The organism is Variovorax sp. GW460-12-1-14-LB1, assembly GCF_059423605.1.
In genome coordinates this window covers 15,517-37,167 of the sequence record NZ_JBWKYF010000046.1, presented here as the reverse complement: position 1 = coordinate 37,167, position 21,651 = coordinate 15,517, and the positions used below count along the sequence as shown (strand labels likewise).

25 protein-coding genes are annotated in these 21,651 nt (G+C 60.8%); 14 read left to right on the top strand and 11 right to left on the bottom strand.

The features are described from left to right. Positions 1-79: 79 nt before the first annotated feature. From AC07Y4_RS21715 to AC07Y4_RS21695, 5 genes are all read left to right on the top strand, one after another. The gene (locus AC07Y4_RS21715; protein ID WP_495275056.1) at positions 80-568 is read left to right on the top strand and encodes a tripartite tricarboxylate transporter TctB family protein; all 489 of its coding nucleotides are present in this window, start codon (positions 80-82) and stop codon (positions 566-568) included. A 9-nt stretch (positions 569-577) separates the two neighbouring features. Continuing rightward, complete coding sequence (locus AC07Y4_RS21710; protein WP_495275055.1) at positions 578-2,092, top strand: tripartite tricarboxylate transporter permease; 1,515 nt, start codon at positions 578-580, stop codon at positions 2,090-2,092. 222 nt (positions 2,093-2,314) lie between these two features. Beyond that, complete coding sequence (locus AC07Y4_RS21705) at positions 2,315-2,716, top strand: murein hydrolase activator EnvC family protein (RefSeq protein ID WP_495275054.1); 402 nt, start codon at positions 2,315-2,317, stop codon at positions 2,714-2,716. A gap of 111 nt (positions 2,717-2,827) precedes the next feature. Next, a complete protein-coding gene (locus AC07Y4_RS21700) occupies positions 2,828-3,754 on the top strand; it encodes a mechanosensitive ion channel family protein (protein ID WP_495275053.1) in 927 nt (308 codons plus the stop codon). A gap of 347 nt (positions 3,755-4,101) precedes the next feature. Next, the gene (locus AC07Y4_RS21695; protein WP_495275052.1) at positions 4,102-4,443 is read left to right on the top strand and encodes a hypothetical protein; all 342 of its coding nucleotides are present in this window, start codon (positions 4,102-4,104) and stop codon (positions 4,441-4,443) included. A 141-nt stretch (positions 4,444-4,584) separates the two neighbouring features. Here AC07Y4_RS21695 and pstS read toward each other — a convergent pair whose 3' ends face one another. The 4 genes from pstS to mltA form a co-directional block, all read right to left on the bottom strand. Next, positions 4,585-5,580, bottom strand: a complete 996-nt coding sequence (pstS, locus tag AC07Y4_RS21690) for a phosphate ABC transporter substrate-binding protein PstS (protein ID WP_495275051.1) — start codon at positions 5,578-5,580, stop codon at positions 4,585-4,587. Between the two features lie 525 nt (positions 5,581-6,105). Next, positions 6,106-6,462, bottom strand: a complete 357-nt coding sequence (locus tag AC07Y4_RS21685; RefSeq protein WP_495275050.1) for a hypothetical protein — start codon at positions 6,460-6,462, stop codon at positions 6,106-6,108. Between the two features lie 244 nt (positions 6,463-6,706). Then, the gene (locus tag AC07Y4_RS21680) at positions 6,707-7,048 is read right to left on the bottom strand and encodes an SH3 domain-containing protein (RefSeq protein ID WP_495275075.1); all 342 of its coding nucleotides are present in this window, start codon (positions 7,046-7,048) and stop codon (positions 6,707-6,709) included. Between the two features lie 226 nt (positions 7,049-7,274). After that, positions 7,275-8,942, bottom strand: a complete 1,668-nt coding sequence (gene mltA, locus AC07Y4_RS21675; RefSeq protein ID WP_495275049.1) for a murein transglycosylase A — start codon at positions 8,940-8,942, stop codon at positions 7,275-7,277. A gap of 348 nt (positions 8,943-9,290) precedes the next feature. On the opposite strand from mltA, the gene AC07Y4_RS21670 reads away from it, so the two are divergent. The 3 genes from AC07Y4_RS21670 (at position 9,291) to AC07Y4_RS21660 (ending at position 10,292) form a co-directional block, all read left to right on the top strand. Continuing rightward, positions 9,291-9,566: a hypothetical protein gene (locus AC07Y4_RS21670; protein WP_495275048.1), complete on the top strand. Its 276-nt coding sequence runs from the start codon at positions 9,291-9,293 to the stop codon at positions 9,564-9,566. An 80-nt stretch (positions 9,567-9,646) separates the two neighbouring features. Beyond that, positions 9,647-9,946, top strand: coding sequence for a hypothetical protein (locus AC07Y4_RS21665; RefSeq protein ID WP_495275047.1), 300 nt, complete (start codon positions 9,647-9,649; stop codon positions 9,944-9,946). Positions 9,947-10,130: 184 nt separating this feature from the next. Beyond that, the gene (locus AC07Y4_RS21660; protein ID WP_495275046.1) at positions 10,131-10,292 is read left to right on the top strand and encodes a hypothetical protein; all 162 of its coding nucleotides are present in this window, start codon (positions 10,131-10,133) and stop codon (positions 10,290-10,292) included. A 108-nt stretch (positions 10,293-10,400) separates the two neighbouring features. On the opposite strand, the gene AC07Y4_RS21655 is transcribed toward AC07Y4_RS21660, so the two are convergent. From AC07Y4_RS21655 to AC07Y4_RS21640, 4 genes are all read right to left on the bottom strand, one after another. Further along, the gene (locus AC07Y4_RS21655) at positions 10,401-11,657 is read right to left on the bottom strand and encodes a putative Na+/H+ antiporter (RefSeq protein WP_495275045.1); all 1,257 of its coding nucleotides are present in this window, start codon (positions 11,655-11,657) and stop codon (positions 10,401-10,403) included. Between the two features lie 454 nt (positions 11,658-12,111). After that, on the bottom strand, positions 12,112-12,969 hold the full coding sequence (locus AC07Y4_RS21650) for a universal stress protein (protein ID WP_495275044.1): 858 nt from the start codon (positions 12,967-12,969) through the stop codon (positions 12,112-12,114). A 12-nt stretch (positions 12,970-12,981) separates the two neighbouring features. Next, positions 12,982-14,460, bottom strand: a complete 1,479-nt coding sequence (locus AC07Y4_RS21645) for a SulP family inorganic anion transporter (RefSeq protein WP_495275043.1) — start codon at positions 14,458-14,460, stop codon at positions 12,982-12,984. Between the two features lie 354 nt (positions 14,461-14,814). Beyond that, positions 14,815-15,099: a hypothetical protein gene (locus tag AC07Y4_RS21640; RefSeq protein ID WP_495275042.1), complete on the bottom strand. Its 285-nt coding sequence runs from the start codon at positions 15,097-15,099 to the stop codon at positions 14,815-14,817. Positions 15,100-15,282: 183 nt separating this feature from the next. Here AC07Y4_RS21640 and AC07Y4_RS21635 point away from each other — a divergent pair, with 183 nt between their 5' ends. Further along, positions 15,283-15,648, top strand: a complete 366-nt coding sequence (locus AC07Y4_RS21635) for a response regulator (protein WP_495275041.1) — start codon at positions 15,283-15,285, stop codon at positions 15,646-15,648. Between the two features lie 17 nt (positions 15,649-15,665). Here AC07Y4_RS21635 and AC07Y4_RS21630 read toward each other — a convergent pair whose 3' ends face one another. Next, entirely contained in the window at positions 15,666-17,033 is a 1,368-nt protein-coding gene (locus AC07Y4_RS21630) for a chloride channel protein (RefSeq protein ID WP_495275040.1), read from the bottom strand. A gap of 433 nt (positions 17,034-17,466) precedes the next feature. Here AC07Y4_RS21630 and AC07Y4_RS21625 point away from each other — a divergent pair, with 433 nt between their 5' ends. Beyond that, positions 17,467-17,688: a hypothetical protein gene (locus tag AC07Y4_RS21625; protein ID WP_495275039.1), complete on the top strand. Its 222-nt coding sequence runs from the start codon at positions 17,467-17,469 to the stop codon at positions 17,686-17,688. Between the two features lie 137 nt (positions 17,689-17,825). On the opposite strand, the gene AC07Y4_RS21620 is transcribed toward AC07Y4_RS21625, so the two are convergent. Then, a complete protein-coding gene (locus AC07Y4_RS21620; protein ID WP_095950940.1) occupies positions 17,826-18,467 on the bottom strand; it encodes a DUF1109 domain-containing protein in 642 nt (213 codons plus the stop codon). Continuing rightward, positions 18,464-19,012, bottom strand: a complete 549-nt coding sequence (locus AC07Y4_RS21615; protein ID WP_495275038.1) for a sigma-70 family RNA polymerase sigma factor — start codon at positions 19,010-19,012, stop codon at positions 18,464-18,466. Before AC07Y4_RS21615 ends, AC07Y4_RS21620 begins: the two co-directional genes overlap by 4 nt. 176 nt (positions 19,013-19,188) lie before the next feature. Between AC07Y4_RS21615 and AC07Y4_RS21610 the strand changes: the two genes are divergently transcribed. From AC07Y4_RS21610 to AC07Y4_RS21595, 4 genes are read left to right on the top strand one after another with little or no spacing between them, the layout of a single operon-like run. After that, positions 19,189-19,476 (top strand): BufA1 family periplasmic bufferin-type metallophore, encoded by a 288-nt coding sequence (locus AC07Y4_RS21610; protein WP_095743831.1) that lies wholly within the window; start codon positions 19,189-19,191, stop codon positions 19,474-19,476. Between the two features lie 18 nt (positions 19,477-19,494). Next, positions 19,495-20,337: an MNIO family bufferin maturase gene (bufB, locus tag AC07Y4_RS21605; protein ID WP_495275037.1), complete on the top strand. Its 843-nt coding sequence runs from the start codon at positions 19,495-19,497 to the stop codon at positions 20,335-20,337. Further along, positions 20,334-21,146, top strand: coding sequence for an HvfC/BufC family peptide modification chaperone (locus AC07Y4_RS21600; protein WP_495275036.1), 813 nt, complete (start codon positions 20,334-20,336; stop codon positions 21,144-21,146). Before bufB ends, AC07Y4_RS21600 begins: the two co-directional genes overlap by 4 nt. Further along, positions 21,143-21,622 (top strand): DoxX family protein, encoded by a 480-nt coding sequence (locus AC07Y4_RS21595; RefSeq protein ID WP_495275035.1) that lies wholly within the window; start codon positions 21,143-21,145, stop codon positions 21,620-21,622. The genes AC07Y4_RS21600 and AC07Y4_RS21595 overlap by 4 nt, the downstream gene beginning before the upstream one ends. Positions 21,623-21,651: the final 29 nt, after the last annotated feature.

Here is a 21,651-nt window from a genome sequence, read left to right as displayed (position 1 = left end):
GCTCGTTGCGAGCGAGCACGGGTGCTCGGCCTCGTTGGGGTCGTGCCTTTCTTTGTCTGAACTTCTCTCCCCCCACTTCATGAAGATCAAGAGTCAGAAGGACTTCCTGTCCGGTGTCATGTTCGTTTGCGTCGGACTTGCCTTCGCGATCGGCGCAACCAACTACACGATAGGAAGCGGCGCGCGCATGGGACCGGGCTACTTCCCGCTAGTGCTTGGTGTCTTGCTTGCTATCGGAGGAGCGGTCGTGATCTTCGGCGCACTCACCTTCCAGATACCTGACGGCGATCCGGTTGGTCGCATCGCATGGAAGCCTCTGTTGTTAATCATCGGTGCCAACCTCGTATTCGGGTTGCTTCTGGGAGGGCTGCCGACGTTAGGCGTTCCCGCCATGGGCCTGCTGATCGCGATCTACGCGCTGGTGGTGATCGCCAGCATCGCAGGAACCAAGTTTTCTTTGAAGACCTCGCTGATTCTCGCGACGATTTTGGCGATCGGGAGCTATCTCACATTCATCGTTGGCCTGAGTCTGCAGTTCCAAGTCTGGCCTACCTTCATCACGGGCTGAGGACTACTCATGGAACTGATAAACAACCTGTCTATTGGCTTCGAAGCGGCGTTCACGCTGCAGAACTTGGTCTATGCATTTGTGGGTTGTCTGCTTGGAACGCTGATCGGTGTGTTACCGGGCATTGGTCCGGTCGCGACGATCGCTATGTTGCTTCCGGCAACCTACGCGCTCCCGCCGGTGGCGGCGTTGATCATGCTGGCCGGCATCTACTACGGATCACAGTACGGCGGTTCAACGACGGCAATCCTGGTCAATCTGCCCGGAGAATCCTCGTCGGTCGTCACTGTGATCGACGGCCACCAGATGGCCAAGCAAGGGCGAGGGGGACCGGCGCTTGCTGCAGCGGGCCTTGGATCCTTCTTCGCTGGCTGCGTCGGCACGCTCGTTCTTGCCGCATTCGCTCCACCTCTGACAGAGCTTGCGTTCAAGTTCGGCCCCGCTGAATATTTTTCATTGATGGTGTTAGGCCTGATTGGAGCAGTGGTTCTGGCGTCCGGGTCCTTAATCAAGGCCATCTGCATGATCATGCTGGGCTTGCTATTGGGCTTGGTTGGAACTGACGTGAACTCGGGCGTAGCACGCTATAGCTTTGACATCCCAGAATTGACCGACGGAATTAGCTTCATCGCAATCGCCATGGGTATCTTCGGGTACGGCGAGATCATCGCGAACCTTTCTCAAAGTGAAGAGGACCGTCAGGTCTTCACCGCAAAGCTGCAAGGCCTGATGCCGACCAAGGAAGACTTTAGGAACATGCTTCCTGCTGTGCTGCGAGGCACCGCCCTTGGCTGCTCTCTCGGCATCCTTCCTGGCGGCGGCTCACTGCTCTCGGCGTTTGCGTCCTACACGTTGGAGAAGAAGCTGAAGCTGCGCGATGGCGAAATCCCATTTGGAAAAGGGAACATCCGCGGCGTGGCAGGTCCAGAGTCGGCCAACAATGCAGGAGCGCAAACCTCCTTCATTCCGCTGCTCACCCTCGGCATACCGGGCAATCCGGTGATGGCATTGATGGTTGGAGCCATGACCATTCACAACATCCAGCCAGGCCCACAGGTCATGACGAGCAATCCGGAGCTCTTCTGGGGCCTGATTGCATCGATGTGGATCGGGAACCTGATGCTGATTGTGCTGAACCTGCCCCTGATCGGGATTTGGATAAAACTCTTGTCGATTCCCTATCGATGGCTGTTTCCCGCCATTGTTCTGTTCTGTGCCATTGGCGTCTATTCAACGAACAACAACACTTTCGATGTCTGGATGGTTGGCTTCTTCGGTGTAGTGGGCTACGCCTTCATCAAGCTAGGCTGCGAGCCCGCCCCTTTGTTGCTCGGCTTGATTCTGGGGCCGATGATGGAGGAAAATCTTCGACGTGCGCTATTGCTTTCACGAGGTGATTGGAGTGTTCTTGTGACGCGCCCGATCTCCGCGAGTTTGCTGGTCTGCGCGATGCTTTTGTTGGTCATCGTGCTCTTGCCCGCGGTCAGAAATAAGCGCGAGGAAGCGTTCGTCGAGGAAGGCTGATTCGTGGTGGTCTTGTATTGGAGAAAGCTCTTTCGAATCGCGAGTTCACTGTTCTCGACATGCACTCGCACATGCGATTGTTCGAGCGATCGAACGAGGCTTGTGATCTTGGTGCTATCGATGGGGCTGACGGCCTGCGCAACTTCCTGCCCGCCGCCGCATGCCGCCCTTGCCCCAAGTACATCCGGAGGGGGCGATGCGTTCGCACGTGGAGACGCGCAAGTGACCGGTCCTTCGGCTGTGCCGACTGAGGAGCCAGAGTTTACGTGGCCAGCTAGAGGCAAGATCGTCGGTCGCTTCGATGGGAAATCAAACCGAGGAATCGACATCGCCGGTCAATATGGTGATGCCGTTGTGGCGGCGCGTGACGGCAAGGTGGTACTAGTGAGCAATGCACTCGCTTCATACGGAAACATGGTCGTTCTCATGCATGATGAGACCTTGTTGACAGCCTACGCCCTTCTCGACCGGACGCTGGTAAAAGAGGGCGAAGTGGTTCGTAAAGGCCAGCGAATCGCTGACATGGGGCATCGTGCCACTGGTGATGCCGCATTGCACTTCGAGGTTCGAAAGCAGGGCGTTCCGGTCGATCCGTTGCCGTATCTGCTCGGCCACGCGAACTGAAACACCCTCTGCCCGGACGTCACCGGCGGATTCGGTGCCGGGCCGGCGAGACGCCATGCATCGATCTGGACCACGCGTACAAGCGAACTCCTAGGAAGGCAGAAATCAGCTGTGCAGTACTTGGAAAGAATTGACTGGGAGCGCTGGAGCGGCCCTGCGTTCGCGGGGCTGCGAATTGTTCTGATCGTTGCAGTCGCATGGATCACCATCAGTTTGCTCCAGCGCATGGTGCGCACAGTGCGCCTACGCATCGAAAGACGAATGGGTGGTGCGGAAGGCGCTCGCCGCGCGGAGACGCTGGGTCGTGTCGTTCGATACCTCATTGCGTTGATCATCAGTGCGATTGCTGTGATGCTCGTGCTCGCAGAAGTCGGCGTCTCGCTCGCTCCCATTCTTGGTGCTGCCGGCGTCGTCGGCCTGGCTATTGGCTTTGGCGCGCAAAGCTTGGTGAAAGACTACTTCACGGGGTTCTTTCTGCTATTTGAAGACCAGATCCGCACTGGTGACGTCGTCAAGATCGCAGGCATTGGCGGGTCCGTCGAAGACATCACGTTGCGGCACGTTCGTCTGAGGGACTATGACGGCAATGTGCATTTCGTCCCGAACGGGTTGATCACTTCGGTCACCAACATGTCGCGCTCTTTCGCCCAGGCAGTGGTCGATGTCGGTGTGTCTTATCGCGAAGACGTCGATGAAGTGATGAAATTGATGTGCAAGGTCGCCAGCCAGTTGCGTGCAGACCCCCAGCACTCGAGCCGTATCCTCGCCGATCTGGAGATGGCCGGTGTCGAACGGCTCGACGACAGCGCCGTGATCTTGCGATGCCGCTTCAAGGTAGCGCCGTTGCAGCAATGGACCGTACGCCGCGAATATCTGCGTCGACTCAAGGCCGCGTTTGACGACCAAGGTATCGAGATTCCGTTCCCTCATATCACCTTGTATGCCGGGGCAGGTAAGGACGGCTTCGCCCCAACATTTCCATTGCGATTCTCAGGCGAGGGCAGTGCATCGGACTCCGGTGACAACCCCTCACCATGATCTTCGCCGATACGAGGCTCTCTTGCCCGTTGCCATGGAGGAGACGCTGCGTTGGAAATTTGGGGCGCATCTTTGGTGCGAGCGCTCTAGAAAGCCTGGATTTTTGGGGAGACAGGCTTGGGTGATTCCGTCACCGGCGGCGTGAATCCATGGCTTCCCAAATGAGACGATTATCGAGAAAGACGTCCCCATCGAGCGGGGATGGTCGCGATGTCAGAACTAGCACTAGATCAATGGGACTCGGCGCAGTGCGGATCGCACTATGTACGATCTTTTCCATCATCCTTGTCGCGTTGCCTGCGTGCGGCGATGGGTATCCTCGCGCCGATGCACTCAGTGACCGGCGCATGAGCGTTTCTGCCCACTTGCGAGTCCTCAATCGCTACCTTGAAGAAGGATCAAAGGAACAAGAACTATCGATCAAGGACGACTGCCACCTGATCTTGTCGAGACGCCAAGCCGCAAGTCGCGAGAGGATTCCGCTACCTCTTTTTTCCACGAATGTCGTGATTGACACCGACCAAGGCACCGGCGATTTCCGTGTCCAACTGATGGGGGAGGGCGATGTGGAGTCGAGGCCGACGTTGCGCCTGATCGTCAAGAAATGGGTGGATGCCGTGGCGTGGCGCTCTCATTTTCAGCAGCTTCAGATGCGCTGCGTTGCATGGCAAGAAACAAAGCCACAGTGAATCGCTCAGCGATTGCCTTTCAAGGGAGCGGATGCATCAAGGGTCCTTGATGCATCCGTCCCATTTCAACCTCTAGCGCTGATGGAGCCAATTGCTGACTACGTGTGAATCATCCTAGAGTCGGCAATGTATGGGTGCGCCCTATTTGATCGCGATGGCCTTGCCCGATGCATCCTTCACTTCACCCCATGCCTTGGCGATGATGGTCTTCACGGCGTCGGGCATCGGCACGTAGTCGAGGTCGTCGGCCGTCTTGTCGCCGCCCTTGTAGGCCCAATCGAAGAACTTCAGCACGGTGGTGGCGCTGGCGGGCTTGTCCTGCACCTTGTGCATCAGGATGAAGGTGGCGCCGGTGATGGGCCACGAATCCTTGCCAGCCTGGTTGGTCAGCACCTGGTAGAAGCTCTTGTTCCAGTCGGCACCGGCGGCAGCGGCCTTGAAGGCGCTGTCGTCAGGCGAGACGAACGAGCCGGCTGCGTTCTGCAGCTGCGCATAGGTCATCTTGTTCTGCTTGACGTAGGCGTACTCGACGTAGCCGATCGAGTTGGGCAGGCGGTTCACGAAAGCGGCGACGCCTTCGTTGCCCTTGCCACCCGCACCGGTGGGCCAGTTCACGGCCGTGCCTTCGCCGACCTTCGACTTCCACTCGGCGTTGACCTTGCTCAGGTAGTTGGTGAACAGGAAGCTGGTGCCCGAACCGTCGGCGCGGCGAACCGGGGCGATGGCAGCGTCAGGCAGGGCCAGCGAACCGTTCAGCGCCTTGATGGCGGGGTCGTTCCACTTGGTGATCTTGCCCAGGTAGATGTCGCCCAGCACCTGGCCGTTGAGCTTCAGCTCGCCCGGCTTGATGCCGGGGATGTTGACCACGGGGATCACGCCGCCGATGACGGTGGGGAACTGCATCAGGCCCTTGGCTTGCAGCTCGTCGTCCTTCAGGGGGGCGTCGGAGGCGCCGAAATCGACGGTCTTGGCTTCGATCTGCTTGAGGCCAGCACCCGAGCCGACCGACTGGTAGTTGATCTTGACGCCAGTGGCCTTGTTGAAATCGGACGCCCACTTGGCGTACAGCGGTGCGGGGAAGCTGGCGCCGGCACCGGTCACGTCTTGGGCGAGCGCCGAGCTTTGTGCAAATGCCATTGCGATCAGACTGGCTGCAGAGATTTGGATGCGGATGTTCATGTTGAGCGAATTCGAGGCAAAACAAAGCCCGATGCTGAGCCTCGGTGGACTCTAGGGGGGCTTTGTGAAAGCTCCATGAACCTGTCGCTTGGTGGCGAATTCGTCGAGATCAGGGCTAGCGCGTCAGCGCAGCCTGGCAGTGTACCGATGACGGCTTTCTGTTTCTCAGAACGTCATGGAATGCATTGCAATAACTGCGCCCCACTCGTTTATGTTCGCCGCGTTCCGTGTGGCAGAGGAGTGGATTCGATTTCACGCTCCTCCAGCCAATGCGTGCCTTGCCCATAGGTTTCGTTTGCTATCCGGCAAATGGTCTCGAGGTCGCGTCGAATACCTGTCGCATCGACGAACCAGTCCCCACGGTGGCGCAACTCGAAATTTTCTCCATGAACCACCGCAGCGTCCCAACGCAGTCGAATCTCTTTCACGCTCTTTGCTCAAAAGTGAGTGATGGTGCAAGCAGTTGAGGCCAAGCCATCGTTGTCATGAGGATCTCGCTCGAGCCTTGCGGCTCAACTTGCGTTCGCGCCCAATCAACAAGCTTCGCAGCTCCTGCTTCCCTTCGAAATCCTCTGCGCGCCAGACTTTGCGCGCAAGGTCGAGGAAGTTATCTTCCGCAGCGCCAGCCGTCGCTCCCTGATTTCTATCCAGCCATCCCATCGGCTTCCCGCATCGACTCTCGATCTTTCGCGCGAGGAGATCTGTGATCGTCCGTGAGTTCTTGATTTGACTCCACATCGACGGATGCATGAGCAGGTGCTTGGCGAATGCAGATTCGGGCGCGCTCTCTAGGCCACCTGCCGCCAATATTCGCTCTTGATACTCCTCGCGCAGCGCCAAGACATTGCTTCGCCTGGTATCGGCGAGATGTTGAGGTGCCGTTGTTCTCAAAGACTGCTTTTGGGATTTTGGAGGTGGCATGAGTCTGGGCAAGGGCTACAAGAGGCCATGTGAAAGACCATCCTGCGTCCTTAAGCCTCGTGTGAAGTACCCATGCTGCGCGGTGGTCGGTTGGCAATCGTTCGACCGCTGTCTTGCGTCGAGTGTGTTGATGCGTTGGCGGCGCACTGTCCGGACCGGGCAACTACCAACCCCAGACGAGGCGGCGGGCCACCCAGCCCGTCGCGCCTCGCTCATGCCGAACCTTGATCCAATCACCGCGGCGCTCTAAGGTCCGCAGCACATCTCCGTAGCGCGCTTTGCCGAGGATTCGTCCACGGGTGCTCGGCGTGCCGCGTAAGTTGGCGACGCCGGCTCTGACGACATGATGAGGCACTCGGTTCGTCAGCGAACGCAGTACCCAACCCTCGTCTTTCTCAAAATCTCTGACCTTGATCCACGCGCCCCTGCGATTCACGACCGAAAGGGGGTAGCCACGGCTCAGCCCCCATAGCGCGTCATACCGCGTGCCGGGGCCCGAACGCATGTTCACTTCGCCCCGCGCCACACTGACCATTTCTCGCGCATGCACAAGCGGAGAGAAAATGGTTGCGAGGAGCGCAGCAAAAAGCAATGCGGATAAACGAGGAAAAAGTAGCATTCGAGGGGACCCTTTGAGGCAAGTCGTGGCAGATATGCCCGCGCACAGGCACGGTCCCCCTCTGGGCGGCATGTGTCGAATAAGTTCCCCTACGTTTACAAAGACCGAGACCTCAGTCGTTGACGCAACTGCCTTCGGCCGGAACCAAGCACTCAGGCAGGTCGGCCCCCACTGCGCCACCTCGGGTCCGGATCGTTGAGTTCGCAGCGGCGGCTACGGCCAGCCCACGAGGCAGCAAGACCCACAGCTGGCCGCGCTCTTTCATCCGGCGTGCCTGCGTCGCAGCCTGCTGTCCATTTCCGAAGAAGTAGTCGGCTCGCACAGCGCCACGGATCGCGCCGCCTGTGTCTTGTGCGATCGTCAAGCGCCGCATCGGCTCGCCGCTTCCGGGCGCGCGCGTCGAAATGAAGACCGGGTATCCCAAAGGCGTGCTGCGCGGATCCACCGCGATCGAGCGCCCCGCGGACAGCGGCACGCCGAATGCGCCAACAGGGCCACCCGCCGTGACGCCTGCCTCCTTGAAGAAAACGTAGCTTGGATCCTTGATTCCGGAGCCTGCCGTTCTTCCCGCGCTACGCCGTCCTGGCACCAGCACTGCGCCACTGCTCTTGGGGAGAGCGAGCGTGAAGCCGCGCGTGCGGATCACGGATGTGTCGGCGTCGTCATCCACACCATCGTCTTCATCGCCATCGTTCAGTTCGAGCTCGATTGAAGAACCACGCACCTTGACCGGGCTGCGTGCCTTGCCCGATGCCGATTGCGCCAGATTGGGCCTGAACGGCTGGCCGTTCTGCTCCGCATAGGCGATGCGGATCACTTCTCCGCTGTTCAGTCGGATACGTCCGGACCCTTGGATCTGCATCTCGTAGAGGGCTGCCGCGCTGCTCACGAACGCGAGCACCTTGGCATTGGGCGCCCCCTTGGTCTCGATCTCTTCGCGGGTGAAATAGGGCAGGAGCCGCTTGCCCTCAATGCGAAGCCGGACTTTGCGGTCCAAGGTATCTCGCGTGATGCTGGATAGGTCGAGCGCGTACAGACCCGCAGCTCCCATGTCGCGCGTGCTCAATCCACTTTGGACCGTGACGTTGCGACCCCGCACACGCGCAGCCACGGTGCCATTTCCCTTGGGGAGCTTGCGCGCATCCGCGAAGAGCATGTCCTGGGGTTGCGCGTATACCGGATAGATATTGGGGGGCTCATAGTGCCGACTGCCTGTGATCTCGGGCTCGAAATAGCCGGTGACCACCCCGTCAGGGCGACGGTCGTCATCTCGGATCTGGTAGGCCGAGAAATCGCGCTCGAAAAAGTTGCGTATCGCCACGTCGTTGTTTCGATCCACCGCGCGTGCGCGATCACATACTTGGCGCCACTCGGTGCCGCGATCAGTCAGCACCTTGCAACTGCCCAGGAATGCTGGCCAGCTCTCCGAAAAATCATCTTGCCGCCATCCGGGAACCGAGTCAAAACCAACGGATGTGTAGGTGGCGAGCCGAGTCGAGAATGTGCGCGCTCTACCAGCAACGTTGCCGCTTGCGGGAGGAGCCGCAGTGGTGGAGGGACTTGAAGACGACTGGCCGGCTTCGGCCGGAACGGCTGACATGGTCGACGATGGCCGTGTAGCAGAAGGCTGCGGCGACGCGCTCGATGCCGCCGAAGATGGAGCATTCGGAGCGCCGAACGGCATCCAAGTTCCCATCGTGCTGCAACTGGCAAGACCGACTGCAAACGCGGCGCTGCAAACTCGCCGATGGGCGAAGAAGAAGCTGAGATGCGATTTCATGGGTGGTCCTTCGCACGGATGTGATCCTCCGCAGCGCCCGCGCTGAAAATGCGGTGCAAGCCAACATCCTGCGGGACGCATGCTCTTGTTGCGATGCAATGATCCGATGCACACAGAATGGCTGGCGCCTGACCGCCGAGGCCGAGAGTCGACACAGGAGCAAGGATATGGGCGACTTGTGCACCTGACTATCTGTGCGATGGTCTAGCGCGAAGGTTCTAGGACGTGACGAGTGCAGCGACGCCTGCGGGCGATGCCCTCGGTCAAGACGGTGATCTCCCCGGTTGAAAGTGTCTGTCGGATTGCGCAATATGCTGGATTGCCAACGGACGCGACCCGAAGCAGACCATGAATCGACTCTTTGCATTGAGCCCGCTTTTTGCGCTGGCCGCCTGCGCAGGTTCCGGGCTGATCGAAGGCAAAGCGCAGGGGCAGCCTCCAGGGATTCGTTCGATCGAGGTGACTGGCAAATCCGTCATCGATCTGAGGACCAGCGCCATCCTTGAAGCATCCCAGCAGTGCCGCGCGGAAAGCAAGCGCGTCCGAATTGTCGAGGTGAACCCCGCCGGCCTCACCCTTTTCAGCCACAAGCCGCAGGCAGAAGCGGTGTTTCGTTGTGAGTAAATGTGCGTTGCACAAGGCTCGCTCCTCATTGGAGAAGGGCTGGATAAACTATCGCTTCCTACTCGCCCCTTTGTTTTTCAATGCTCACTCGTCTGCTCGTTCTGCTCCCCCTTGCCGCGATGGCTTTTTGCGCCTCGTCGGCCTCGGCCGAGGAGATGGATGCGGAAAAGATGGCTGAGCGCTACCTCGACGTTCAGCGCTGCATCGAACGGACCATTGGCAGACAGTGGTCGCAGAAGTACGGTATCGACCTTGCTCGTAACCAGTGGGGAGCCGTCGAAGCGACCGGGCGCTCGATCGACACCGCCCCTCAGGTCGTTCGTATGACCGATTTACGTTGCAGGCGTGAGCTCAGCTTGACAGGCGAACCGCGGCCTTAGGTGGAGATTGGAGATGCCCTCGCAGAGATGCTGGGCCTCGAACTCAGCGCACCGGCGGTTCTCACGCCGCGTGTGGTGATCAGCCCCACGAGCATCGATCACATTCGAGCTTCGCTGGTACAGATGGTCAAGCGCTGACTCTCGAATCTCTTCAGCATTCAGTCCCTGTCTCCACCCCTGCCTCATGCTCAATCACTTCACGCCTGCGCAGTACGTCAAGCCGTTCATCTACGAGACAGCCATATCCAAGAACCTTCATTTCTGCATCAGCGACATTCAAAGCTGCATGCGCATCAGCGACCCCAATGCGCTCGCCCTTGAATACACGCGCACGATGATGGGCTGAAACGCTCGCCGCCGCCCGCAGGGTGGCTCCGACCTGCGGCACTTTCATGAAGCGTGGATTCCATACATAGATCTCTCATCTCGACAGCCCCTGCGTAGGCTGAAGGCCTCACAGAAACATGAACGCGGCCGCAGCGATGCCGGTGGGCAGCAGCGCGCCAAGTAGCAAGCCGCCCGCCCCAATGGTTTCGTCTGCGAATCCATTTTTGAGCAGCGCGACGCCGGCTGGATTCGGAGCATTCGCGATCACAGTCAGACCGCCGCCGGCTACCGCGCCGGCGAGGAGCATGTACTTGGATTGGTCTGAAATACCTGCAATAAGCGATCCGAGATAAGTAAGTGCCGCGTTGTCGGTGATCGCCGTAAGGCCCAGTGCGCCAAAGAACAATGCAAGCGGCTCAAGGCTGGAGACAACCGGTTGCAACCACCAGCGCTGCATTCCGCCTAGTACCACCAAGCCGGCCAGAAAGAAGCCGACAAGAAGAGCTTCCTTGAGGATAAGGGGACTCTGGTGGCGCTCATAGGCTTGCGTGAAGCCCAAGAACATCAGGAACAGCCCGAGGAAGGCGACCGGATGGTGTGCGAACATCACGATCCCTGCGAGCAGCACCAAGTGCGTCATGACTACGGAAACCGGGACGCCTGCTTCGGACGATCCGCCATCGGCCGATGCCACCTGCAAATGCTTGCGAAGTGCGAAGGTGGCGATGGTGGCGTTCGCAAGAACAGCCAATGCAGCCTTCCAGCCAAAGGTGGCGAGCATGAAAGCGCTGTCCCACTGCCAGGTCGAAGCGACCATCAGCACCGGTGGGGCGGCGTAGGAAGTCAGGGTCCCACCGATCGACACGTTGACGAACAGCACGCCCAAGGCGAGGTATTTCACTGCTTCGGGTACTTGCGGTCTGAAGATCTGTGGCGCGAGCATCAGTGCCGCAATGGTCATGGCCGCTGGCTCCGTGATCAACGATCCAAGAAGTGGGACGGCAGCCAGCCCGAGCCACGCGGTCGCGATCGGAGTCGGCAGCGGCACCGTTCGGGCAACGATGTTCACGCTTGCCATGACGGTCCGAAGCACAGGCCGAGAGGCGGCCACCACCATCACGACGAAAACGAAGAGTGGCTCGGTGTAGTTGCGCGACTCCGCATAGGTCAGGGCTTGGTCGCCGCCAACTACCAGTGCCATGGCAAGCACGAGCACGATGGCCCAGAACCCGAAAACGATCTCCACCTCGCCCAGCAGGTGAAAAAGGCCGGCATGCCGCGGAAAACGACGGGACAGTCGCTCGAACTGCTTGACCGTGAAGGTATGGAGAAGCGCCACAGCAAACAGTGCTGCGGCGATATATTGGATTGTGGGTTCTTGCATTGGGTGCCGGCGTGAGGGTTCCGCGTGGCGGCCCGACCAGCGCATGAACCTGCGGGCCGCATACAGCAGCTTCGCACCCTGCATCAAGTGTAACTGGCGCGAATGCCAAACCTTTCAGGCCTTGGCACTTCGCTCGATGAATGCGATCGCGGTGTCGACGCCGCGCTCCGCCGAGACGGGGACTATCGAAAGGGCGGTATGCGTACAGCGCCGCGCTGCTGCGCAAAGCGCGCCTTGTCGGACTGGCGGATCCGAAGGCCCTGCGCTGCCTCGCTCGCAGCAGGCCGCCAAAAAGCAGCGTCGACGAGCGCGCCGTCAGCGTATGGCTCAGCGCGTTCAATGGCCCTAAGTTGGCAAACGGGAGCAGAGGTGTCGGGAATGCCGCTGTGGGCATGAATCCGGGAGGCGGCAAGGCAAGGACGGCGTCAATGCCCAGGCAAATGAACTACGGGCACTAGCGCAAGATGAGAGCCGGTGCCATGCTTGTGCGCAGCAGCGTTGTCGTAGTGCTTCCTACAATCAGTTGCCGAATGCGCGAGTGGCCGTAGGCCCCCATCACGAGCAGCACTGGTGCGTGAGCGGCGACAAGCACCGGCAGTACGTCCTCCGGCTCGCCCGCTGCCAATTCTGTTTCAACATAGAAGCCGGCGGCCGCAAGCACGAGCCGCGCATCTTCAAGTTGGCGTCGAGCTTCCTGGGTGTCGGAGCCGGCCATGGCCAGAAGCGCCGGAAAACCGGCCAGCATCGGGCTGCGCGCAACCGCCTCGACCGTCTTGCGAGCAGTCGCACTGCCATCGAAGGCAATGACAAATCGGGTCGGGGCCACGAAGTACTCGCTCGTGACCACCAGGACTGGACGCTTGACCGAGCGAATGACACGCTCAACGCGGTGGTCGAGATGGATCTTTCCATGCGTCTCGGCGCGACGATGCTCGCCCAGCACAAACAGCCGAGCATCTGCCTCGACGTCGAGCACGCTGTCCAGCAATTCGCCATGGCGAAGTAGCGCATCGTGGCGCGCAATTCCTGCGATCTCGGCACGTTCGCGTGCGGCTGCCAGCATCTGGCGGCCACTCTCCATAGACAGCTTGCTGCGCTTCTCATCCAGTTTGCTGAGCTCCTGCAGCAGCGATTCTTGGGCACCCAGGCCGATGGCTCCGCTGTAGTCGCTGACCGCCGTGTGATCCGAATCTCGTTCCAGCACGTGCAGGAACTCCAGCGGAACATTCAGCCGCAACGCCGACCAGGCGGCCCAGTCGATCACTGCGGAGGTGTTGCCGAACCCGTCAATACAGGCGTAGACCTTGTTCATGGTAGGCCTCCTTCAGTGCATGATTTTTTCGACAGTGCCGGGCTTATCGTGGATGGCGAAGCGGTCCACGAGCGTAGCGCTGGCCTCGTTCAGGCCGATGACCTCGACCTCGGCGCCTTCGCGCTTGAACTTGAGGACAACCTTGTCCAGTGCGCTGACCGCAGTGAGGTCCCAGAAGTGGGCGCGGCTCACGTCGATGCGAACCCTCTCGACCACTTCCTTGAAGTCGAACGCGCCGACAAAAGTCTCGGACGAGGCAAAGAAGACCTGGCCGACCACGTTGTAGCTGCGCACGCGGCGTTCGGCGTCGCTTCCGCGGTCGATGCGCAGCACGCGTCCGACCTTGTGGGCAAAGAAGATGCCTGAAAGCAGCACGCCGACGAACACCCCCTTGGCCAGGTCGTGCGTGGAGACTGTGACGGCAACCGTAGCAATCATCACCAGCGACGAACTCGGCGGGTGTTTGCGCAGCTTGCGGATTGAGTCCCAGCTGAAGGTTCCGATGCTGACCATGATCATCACGGCGACCAGGGCCGCCATCGGGATCAGCTTGACCCAGGGGCCGAGGAACACAATCAGGATCAGGAGAAACAGGCCGGCACAGAAGGTCGAAAGTCGACCGCGACCACCTGATTTCACGTTGATGACCGACTGACCGATCATCGCGCAGCCGGCCATGCCACCGATGAACCCGGTGGCGATGTTGGCTACGCCCTGGCCCACGCATTCGCGGTTCTTGTTGCTGGTCGTATCCGTCAAGTCGTCCACGATGGCGGCAGTCATCATCGACTCCAGCAGACCCACGACGGTCAGCGTCAGCGCATACGGAAAGATGATCTTCAGCGTCTCAAGGTTCAGCGGCACATCCGGCAGCAGGAATACAGGCAGGCTGTCGGGCAACTGGCCCATGTCCCCCACGGCGCGAATGTCCAGCTTCAGCATGATCGCGATGGTGGTCAGCACGATGATGCACACCAGCGGTGAGGGAATCGCTCGCGTGATGTGCGGGAAGCCATAGATGATCGCCAAGCCGGCGGCGGTCATCGCATAGACCACCCAGGTGACGTTCGTCAGTTCGGGCAACTGCGCGAGAAAGATCAGGATAGCCAGCGCGTTGACGAAACCTGTGACGACCGAGCGAGACACGAAGCGCATCAGCGAGCCCAGCTTGAGCAGACCCGCCACGATCTGCAGGACGCCCGTGAGGACGGTGGTTGCAAGGAGGTATTGCAAGCCGTGCTCCTTGACCAGGAGCACCATGACGAGTGCCATGGCTCCCGTGGCTGCGGAGATCATGCCGGGACGCCCGCCCGCGAAGGCGATGACAACGGCGATGCTGAACGAGGCGTAGAGGCCGACCTTGGGGTCGACGCCGGCGATGATGGAAAAGGCAATGGCTTCGGGAATAAGAGCGAGTGCAACCACGAGGCCGGCCAAGAGGTCGCCACGCACGTTGCCAAGCCAGTCCCTGCGAACGGAGGAAAGAGACATAGAAAGATTGGAGACTGCGCCGGGAGTGCCGGTGGCCTCAGCGATTCAAAAGGAGAACGGTCGCAAGCCCGCAGGGCTCACGCAGGTGCGTGCGCTGAAGAGCGCTGTGAGATGAGCGGCGACCTCAGGGCGGGGTGACCGAACAGAAGTAGCCGCGCGGAAGCTCGCTGCCTGGGAATCCCGGTTGGCGCTTCATGGAGATGCGGCTGCACTTGTGCATCGCGCCATTTTAGTGGGCAAAGGTTCAGGGGGGTGATACGCCATCGCAGCATGTCACCGCTGCGCGGAGCTTCAAGCGAAAGCGCACTGTAATCAGTGGGACCCGTTGCAATGCTGCTGCCGGGAGGAAAGAGCCTAGGGGCTGCCTTTGGACAACTCTCGTTCCAGTGACTCGTTGACCCTCTTGAGCTTCTCGCTGGATGCACTAAGTTGCCTTTCGAGCTGACCTGTCTGCTCGACCGCCCGATCAGCATCGGATGAGGCAACCTCTTTGGGCAACTCGCTGTCCAGAACAGCGTGCACAACCGCGAGGTCGTCCACCGCCCTCTCAACTGCTTGAGTCGCCTCCTTGTTTTCCTTCAACGCCTTGGCAAGGCCCTGCGCATCTTCTGGGCCGGAGGATGGCGTCGGTTTGGACATAGGTCTCCTTGAGTCGAGCAACGGCCCTGATGCTGGCCAAAAACCTCAGGTGAGCCGACACACCGCAAACAAGTGGGGCTTTCGGCCTACACGCATGACGAAACTAATCCGTATAAACGGTAACGATTCGATCGACAACTCGAGGCAACAAACTTTGACATGGCGCCAGTGTGCGCGGACTGCATGCCGCTCTCAACTATCTTGGTCGAAGACAGCAAGACCATCAGAGAGAACTTGATTCCGGCGCTGGCGGAGCTTGCTGATGCGGAAGTCGTGGCCACCGCGGAGACGGCAGGTGAGGCTGCTGTTGTCCTGGAAAGTCTTCAGGACAGATGGCAGTTGGTTGTAGTAGATCTCTTCTTGCGCGAAGGATCTGGCCTGACGGTCTTGCGCTCTTGTCAGAGGCGATTGGCGCATCAGCGTGTGGTGGTGTTGACGAACTACCCCACTGAGGAGATGCGACGCCGAAGCCTGAAACTGGGTGCCGACGCGATTTTTGATAAGTCGAGAGAACTCGATCAGTTCTTTGAATGGTGCAACTTGTCCTGAACTTTCCTAGGTCTGCGTCAATCCTTCTTGGCCGCAACCTCTATTAGAGGCAGCGCTGCCGGCTCCGTCTTGCGAAGTGCGTTGGCGCCGTCCACCATGTGCTGCGCCAGGGTTTCGTACAACGGCCGGCTGATCATGCGAGAAATCAGGCTGGCCAGCATGGCGCACGCCATCAGGCTCAGGACCATCGAGTGGCCATCCACCATCTCCATCACGATGATGAAGGCTGTCAGCGGTGCCTGGGTCACGGCGGCCAGGAAGCCCGCCATGCCCATGGCAATCATTGCGGGACCGAGGTCAGCACCAGCGAGTTGAGCGATTCCGTCACCGATGCCGGCGCCGATGGACAGCGAAGGCGCAAAAATGCCTCCTGGTACGCCGCACCAGGCCGTGATCCAGGTGGCAATGAATTTGAGCAGTGTGTAGAGGGGGGTAAGTTCATCGTGGCCGGCCAACATTTGTTTGACGGCCTCGGAACCTGCACCGAAGGTGACGCCGCCTGTTACCAGGCCGATCACTGCCACGACCAGTCCGCCCACTGCAGCAAATCGCACTGGCCAACGATCACGCCAGCGGTTCATGCGCTGCGGCGCCCCGGTGAGCGAGGCAATCAGCAACCTCGCGAAAAGACCGCCCGCCGCACCACTGACCAAGGTCACAAGAAGCCCTGGGCCCAGTGCTTCCCAGCCCAGTTGTGGTGCTCGGATCACACCGAAGTAGCTCAGGTTGCCGAATGCCGACACGGCCACCAAGCCGGCCAACACGATGCCGGTGATGATGACGCCGCTGGTGCGTGCTTCGATACGGCCCGATAGCTCCTCAATGGCGAACACCACGCCCGCGAGCGGAGCATTGAAGGCGGCCGCGATCCCGGCGGCTCCACCGGCCACCAGCAATGCGTGGATGTTGATGGTCGAGCTCGGGGAAAGCCAACGTCGCGCATGCTGCATCACTCCGGCAGCGACTTGCACCGAGGGCCCCTCACGGCCGATCGACAAGCCCGCCAAAAAGCCCACCACTCCCAACGCCATCTTGGCTAAGGTGAGCCTCAACGACGCAAACAGACCGCGCTGTTCGGGAGGCAACGCAGGATGCAAAGCCGCCTTGATCTGGGGGATACCGGAACCAGCTGCACCGGGAAACCAGCGACGGGTGGCCCAGACGATGCCAGCTGTCGCGGCAGGCGTCCACAGCAGCACGACCCAGGCTTGGGATTCGTAGAGCCGATGGAACAAGCCGAAAGCCCAGTCGCTGGCCATCGTGAAGCCAACCACGAATATCCCGGCCGCGACAGCGTAGCCCAGCACGATCGCCCGATCGATCCAGACTCGCCAGCCTGACAGCTCGGAGCGCAGGTTCTCGAAGAAGTTGGGTTCATGGTGCATACACAACATTTTCGATGACAAGACAGAAGGCGCCGGCATGCGGTCGCAACTTCAGGCTGGGTCACGTTTATTGGCAGCAAATTCGAGGCTATTCACATCCATCGACGATGCTTACAACAAGCTCGCCGATCTCGAGGCTGCGCGCAAGGTGTTGACGTCTCTTCTGCACGAGTGCGACACGGGAAAGGCAAGGGGAGCTGCCCGATCCTGCACGCACTGGCCGCAGACCAACGCTGAGTCCTGGTGCGATTCACAGTCGCGTTCAAAGAAAACCCGCCGAAGCGGGTTAAAGGGTAGCCCAGGATAGGGAGGGAGGAGAAATCGGGCTACCGATTGAAATACTAGCAGAGGGCGCGACGATCAGCGTCGATTCAAGGGGCGGTCTTCGGGCCGTCGTCCCCGATGCCTGAGAGGGTTACCGCTCGCCCGCTTCATGGAAGCGCTGATCCAGCTCCCATTGCTCAAGTCGCGCCAACTGCAGCAGCCGCTCCTGATGGGGGCCTACTTTCGCGCGCTGAGTTCCACCAAGCATCGCCAAGCCGCGAGAGACCATTCCCCGCATGAAGCGAAGGCTCGTGATGCGACGCACGGAAGTCACGGCTCGCGGGAGTGGGGTAGCGTTGTTCATGACCATCTTTCAAAAGCGCTCTGGTAACAAGCGTAGCGTAACGATGAACTCGGAGATGTACAGAAGGCGGCGAGATGCGCGCACGAGCCCGGACATTTCGCACATTGCAGTCATGGGCGCATATACGCTCTTCTTGCCGCAGGCCGCCGGGCCCTCAGCACTCGCTACCAGCGCAGAAGCCGCTGTCCCAATGCGGCTCCTGCAATCACGGGCACCATCATGCCGATCACATACCAGACGGCAAGAAATGGTGAGGTGAGCTCAACGCAATGCATTGCGTAGACTGCGGCCCCCATACCACCCGCCAACGCCCCCGCCGCGGCGCCGGCAAGTGCGGGTCGAGTGGGCGCCAATCCTCGCAGCGCCAACAGCGCCGCCGCAAGGACCGGCAGCGCCATGAGGCCGATGCTCAGCGCGCAGGTACGCCACGACTGGCCCAGCAAAGAGGGCATCCGGTCTGCCATCGGCGCGGAGAACCAGGCCATGATGGCCATCGCCCAGACCGCAAGCACCGGTGCCGCCAAACCCATCCAGGCCCGCCGCACCTTGACGCCTGGCCGCGCGAGGCGTTGCACAGACACAAAAGCCCAGACGGCGACGCACAGAGGAAAGAGCAGCTTGACCCAGAACATCGGCAGTGCGATCACCTGCCTCAGGTCGTCGCGCACTCCATAGCCGGTGAACAAGATCAGCAACGAAAGCGCTATCCCGGCCAGTAGCGCCAAACCGATGCGCCGGCTCGGGGTACGCCGACGCACGGCCGTGCTGCCAGTGGCGAGCATGGTCACGAGATCGTCTGTTTTCATGCGCCGCTCCTGAATCTGGCAGCCAGGGCCTTGAGACCGCGATGAATGCCGACCTTCACCGCCGACTCCGACATGCCCGTGAGGCTGGCCGTCTCGGCCACCGAGAGGCCTTCGATCTTCACGTGCACGATGGGCAGGCGCTGGCGTTCGGGCAGGGTCTGCAGCAATCCGCCGAGGTCGCGCTTCGCGTCGCTGGCCTCGGTGGCCGACGCGGCGAACACGGCCAGGTCGTCGTCCAGCGGGTCATGCAGGTCTTCGCGGACCGACTTGGCGCGCAGCAAGTCGATCATCTTGTAGCGCGCAATGGCATGCACCCAGGCCGTCAGCGGCTGGTCGCTCTGATAGGTGTGGCGCTGGTTGTGCACGGCGAGCAGACATTCCTGGACGAGGTCTTCCACTTCATCGGGCCAGCCAAAGAGACGCTTGCCCAGAAAGGCGCGCAGGTGCGCGCTGAGCTTTTGCAGAAACGCCTGGTAGGCGGCAGCATCACCATCGAGGCTGCGCACGAACAGATCGTGCAGCACTGCTTCCGCATCACTCTTCAAATCGTCTCCTCTCCTTGCTATTCGTCATATCGGCTCGACTGGTTACAGGCAGCTCGAAAAAAATAGCTCGAGACGATTGTGCCGGTTGCTGTAACCGCTGCGTCGCAGGCCACGAAATAGCAAGTGACCACGCTTTCCGGCGTGGTTTCCCCTCAACCAACCTTCGGAGTTCACTCATGATCAATCGCCCCCTCGTCATCACCGCCCTTGCGCTGGGCGCGCTGACCGCCGGCGCTGCCATGGCTCAAGACAAACCGATGGCCGACAAGATGGCCAAGATGGAGAAGTGCTATGGCGTCTCGATGGCTGGCAAGAACGACTGCGCTGCCGGCCCCGGCACCACCTGCGCCGGCACGTCGAAAGTCGACTACCAGGGTAACGCCTGGAAGAACGTGCCGGCTGGGACTTGCACCACCATCAAGACTCCGAAGGGCATGGGCTCGCTGACGGCCATCAAGTCCTGATCACAGCGGGTCGCCGCCATGCACACCACGCTCACTGCCGGGCTCGGTCTCAAGCCCGAGCACTACGACGATGCGTTATCGGCTCAAGCCGAAGGCCTGTGGTTCGAAGTGCATCCGGAGAACTACATGGTGGATGGCGGTCCGCGGCTCGGATGGCTGGAGGCCATTCGGGCCTGCCACCCGGTGTCGCTGCATGGGGTGTCGCTCTCGCTCGCTGGCGATGCGCCGCCGGACCCGGCGCACCTGCAGCGACTGGCCGCACTCGCACGGCGGGTCCAGCCTGCACTGATTTCAGAACACCTGGCCTGGTCGACATGGAACGGCCAGTACTTTCCTGATCTCCTGCCCTTCGTGCGCAGCACGCAAGCGCTGCACCGCATCGCCGAAAACATTGCACGCACGCAGGAGGCATTGCGCGCCACCATCGCCATCGAGAACCCGTCCCACTACCTGCGCATCGAGGATCACTCGTGGGGCGAGGTCGATTTCCTCGCGGAGTTGGCGCGGCGCACAGGCTGCACGCTGCTGCTCGACATCAACAACGTGCATGTCTCCGCATGCAACCTCGAATATTCGGCGCAAGACTGGCTCGACTGCTTCCCGCAGGCGCTGGTGAGCGAGATACATCTCGCGGGTCATTCAAGTGACCCGGCGATGGGCGAGGCCTTGTTGATCGACTCGCACGATGCACCCATCGCACCGGTAGTCTGGCAGCTCTATCGCCGCTTCATCGAGCGCGCGGGGTCTCGTCCCACACTGATCGAGCGGGATGGCAATCTGCCGGCCTTTAGTGAGCTGATGGATGAGTGCGACCAGGCCGCCGCCGAACTGCAGCGCGCGACCATGGAGGTTGCGGCATGAACACGTCTCATGCACAGTTCCAGGCGGCCTTTGCCGATGCACTTTTCGCGCCCCGAGAGCGGGTGGACCCGCGCTCGCGGCATCTGGTGGAACAGCCTGCCTTCGCGGTCTACCGCAACACCGTGATGAAGGGGTGCATTGATGCACTCGAAGCGAATTTCCCCGCGGTGGTGCGGCTGGTTGGCCGCGATTGGTTCCGGGCCGCCGCTGCAGTGCATGTGGCCGCCGAAGCGCCGCGCGACGGGCGCATGCTGACCTACGGAGAGCGTTTCGCCGACTTTTTGCGCGACTTCAAGCCGGCGGCGGAACTCCCGTACTTGCCCGGCGTGGCACAGCTTGACGCCCTGTGGCGCGAGTCCCATGCCGCGCAGGATGCACCGGTGCTCGATGCGACCGGGCTCTCGCTTGTCGATCCCGAGGCCATTGCTCGGCTGAAGGTGCCGCCTCATCCGTCGGCACGCTGGGGATGGTTCGATGCGCAGCCTGTCTTCACCATCTGGTCGCGCAACCGACAGGGCGCGAATCACTCGTTCGATGCCGATGCGACGGAGTCCAGCGAGCTTTTCTGGCAAGGCGAAGGAGCACTGCTGACGCGGCCAGCGGACACAGTGTTTTGGCGCGCCATCCCGAAAGCCGGCTGCGTCTTCCTTGACGCTTGTACCGCGGGATTTTCGCTGGCCGACGCGGCCGAGCGTGCGCAAGCCGTCGAACCAGCTGTGGACCTTGCCGCGCTCTTCGCCACCTTGCTGCGAGCTGGCGCATTCGCCGGCGATACCCACACCTTTGCCCAGACCGGAGGAGCATCATGAATTCGCATGTCGGTACATCCACGCCCGTCACCCACGACCAGGGGCTTCGCGCGCGCTGGAACCGGTGGGCCGACCGGCTCACGCGTATCTTTCCACACGACCTGCTCGCGCTGGCGACGAGGGGCGGCATCGCGGCGATCTTCTTCCTGTCAGGGCGCACCAAGGTTGAGGGCTTTCTGACACTGACCGACAGCGCCTACGAACTCTTCCGCACCGAGTACAAGCTACCGCTTTTACCGCCCGAGATCGCGGCACACCTCGCGGCCTATGCGGAGCACCTGTTCCCGGTGCTGCTGGTGCTGGGCCTGTTCACGCGGCTGTCCGCGCTCGCGCTGCTTGGCATGACGCTGGTGATCCAGGTCTTTGTCTATCCCGATGCGTGGCCGACCCATCTGTCCTGGGCGGCGCTCCTGCTGTATCTGGTCGGGCGTGGCGGGGGACGTCTGTCTGCCGATCACGTGCTGGGGTTGCGCTGATTCGGTTGGGCTAGGCCTTGCGAAGTCAA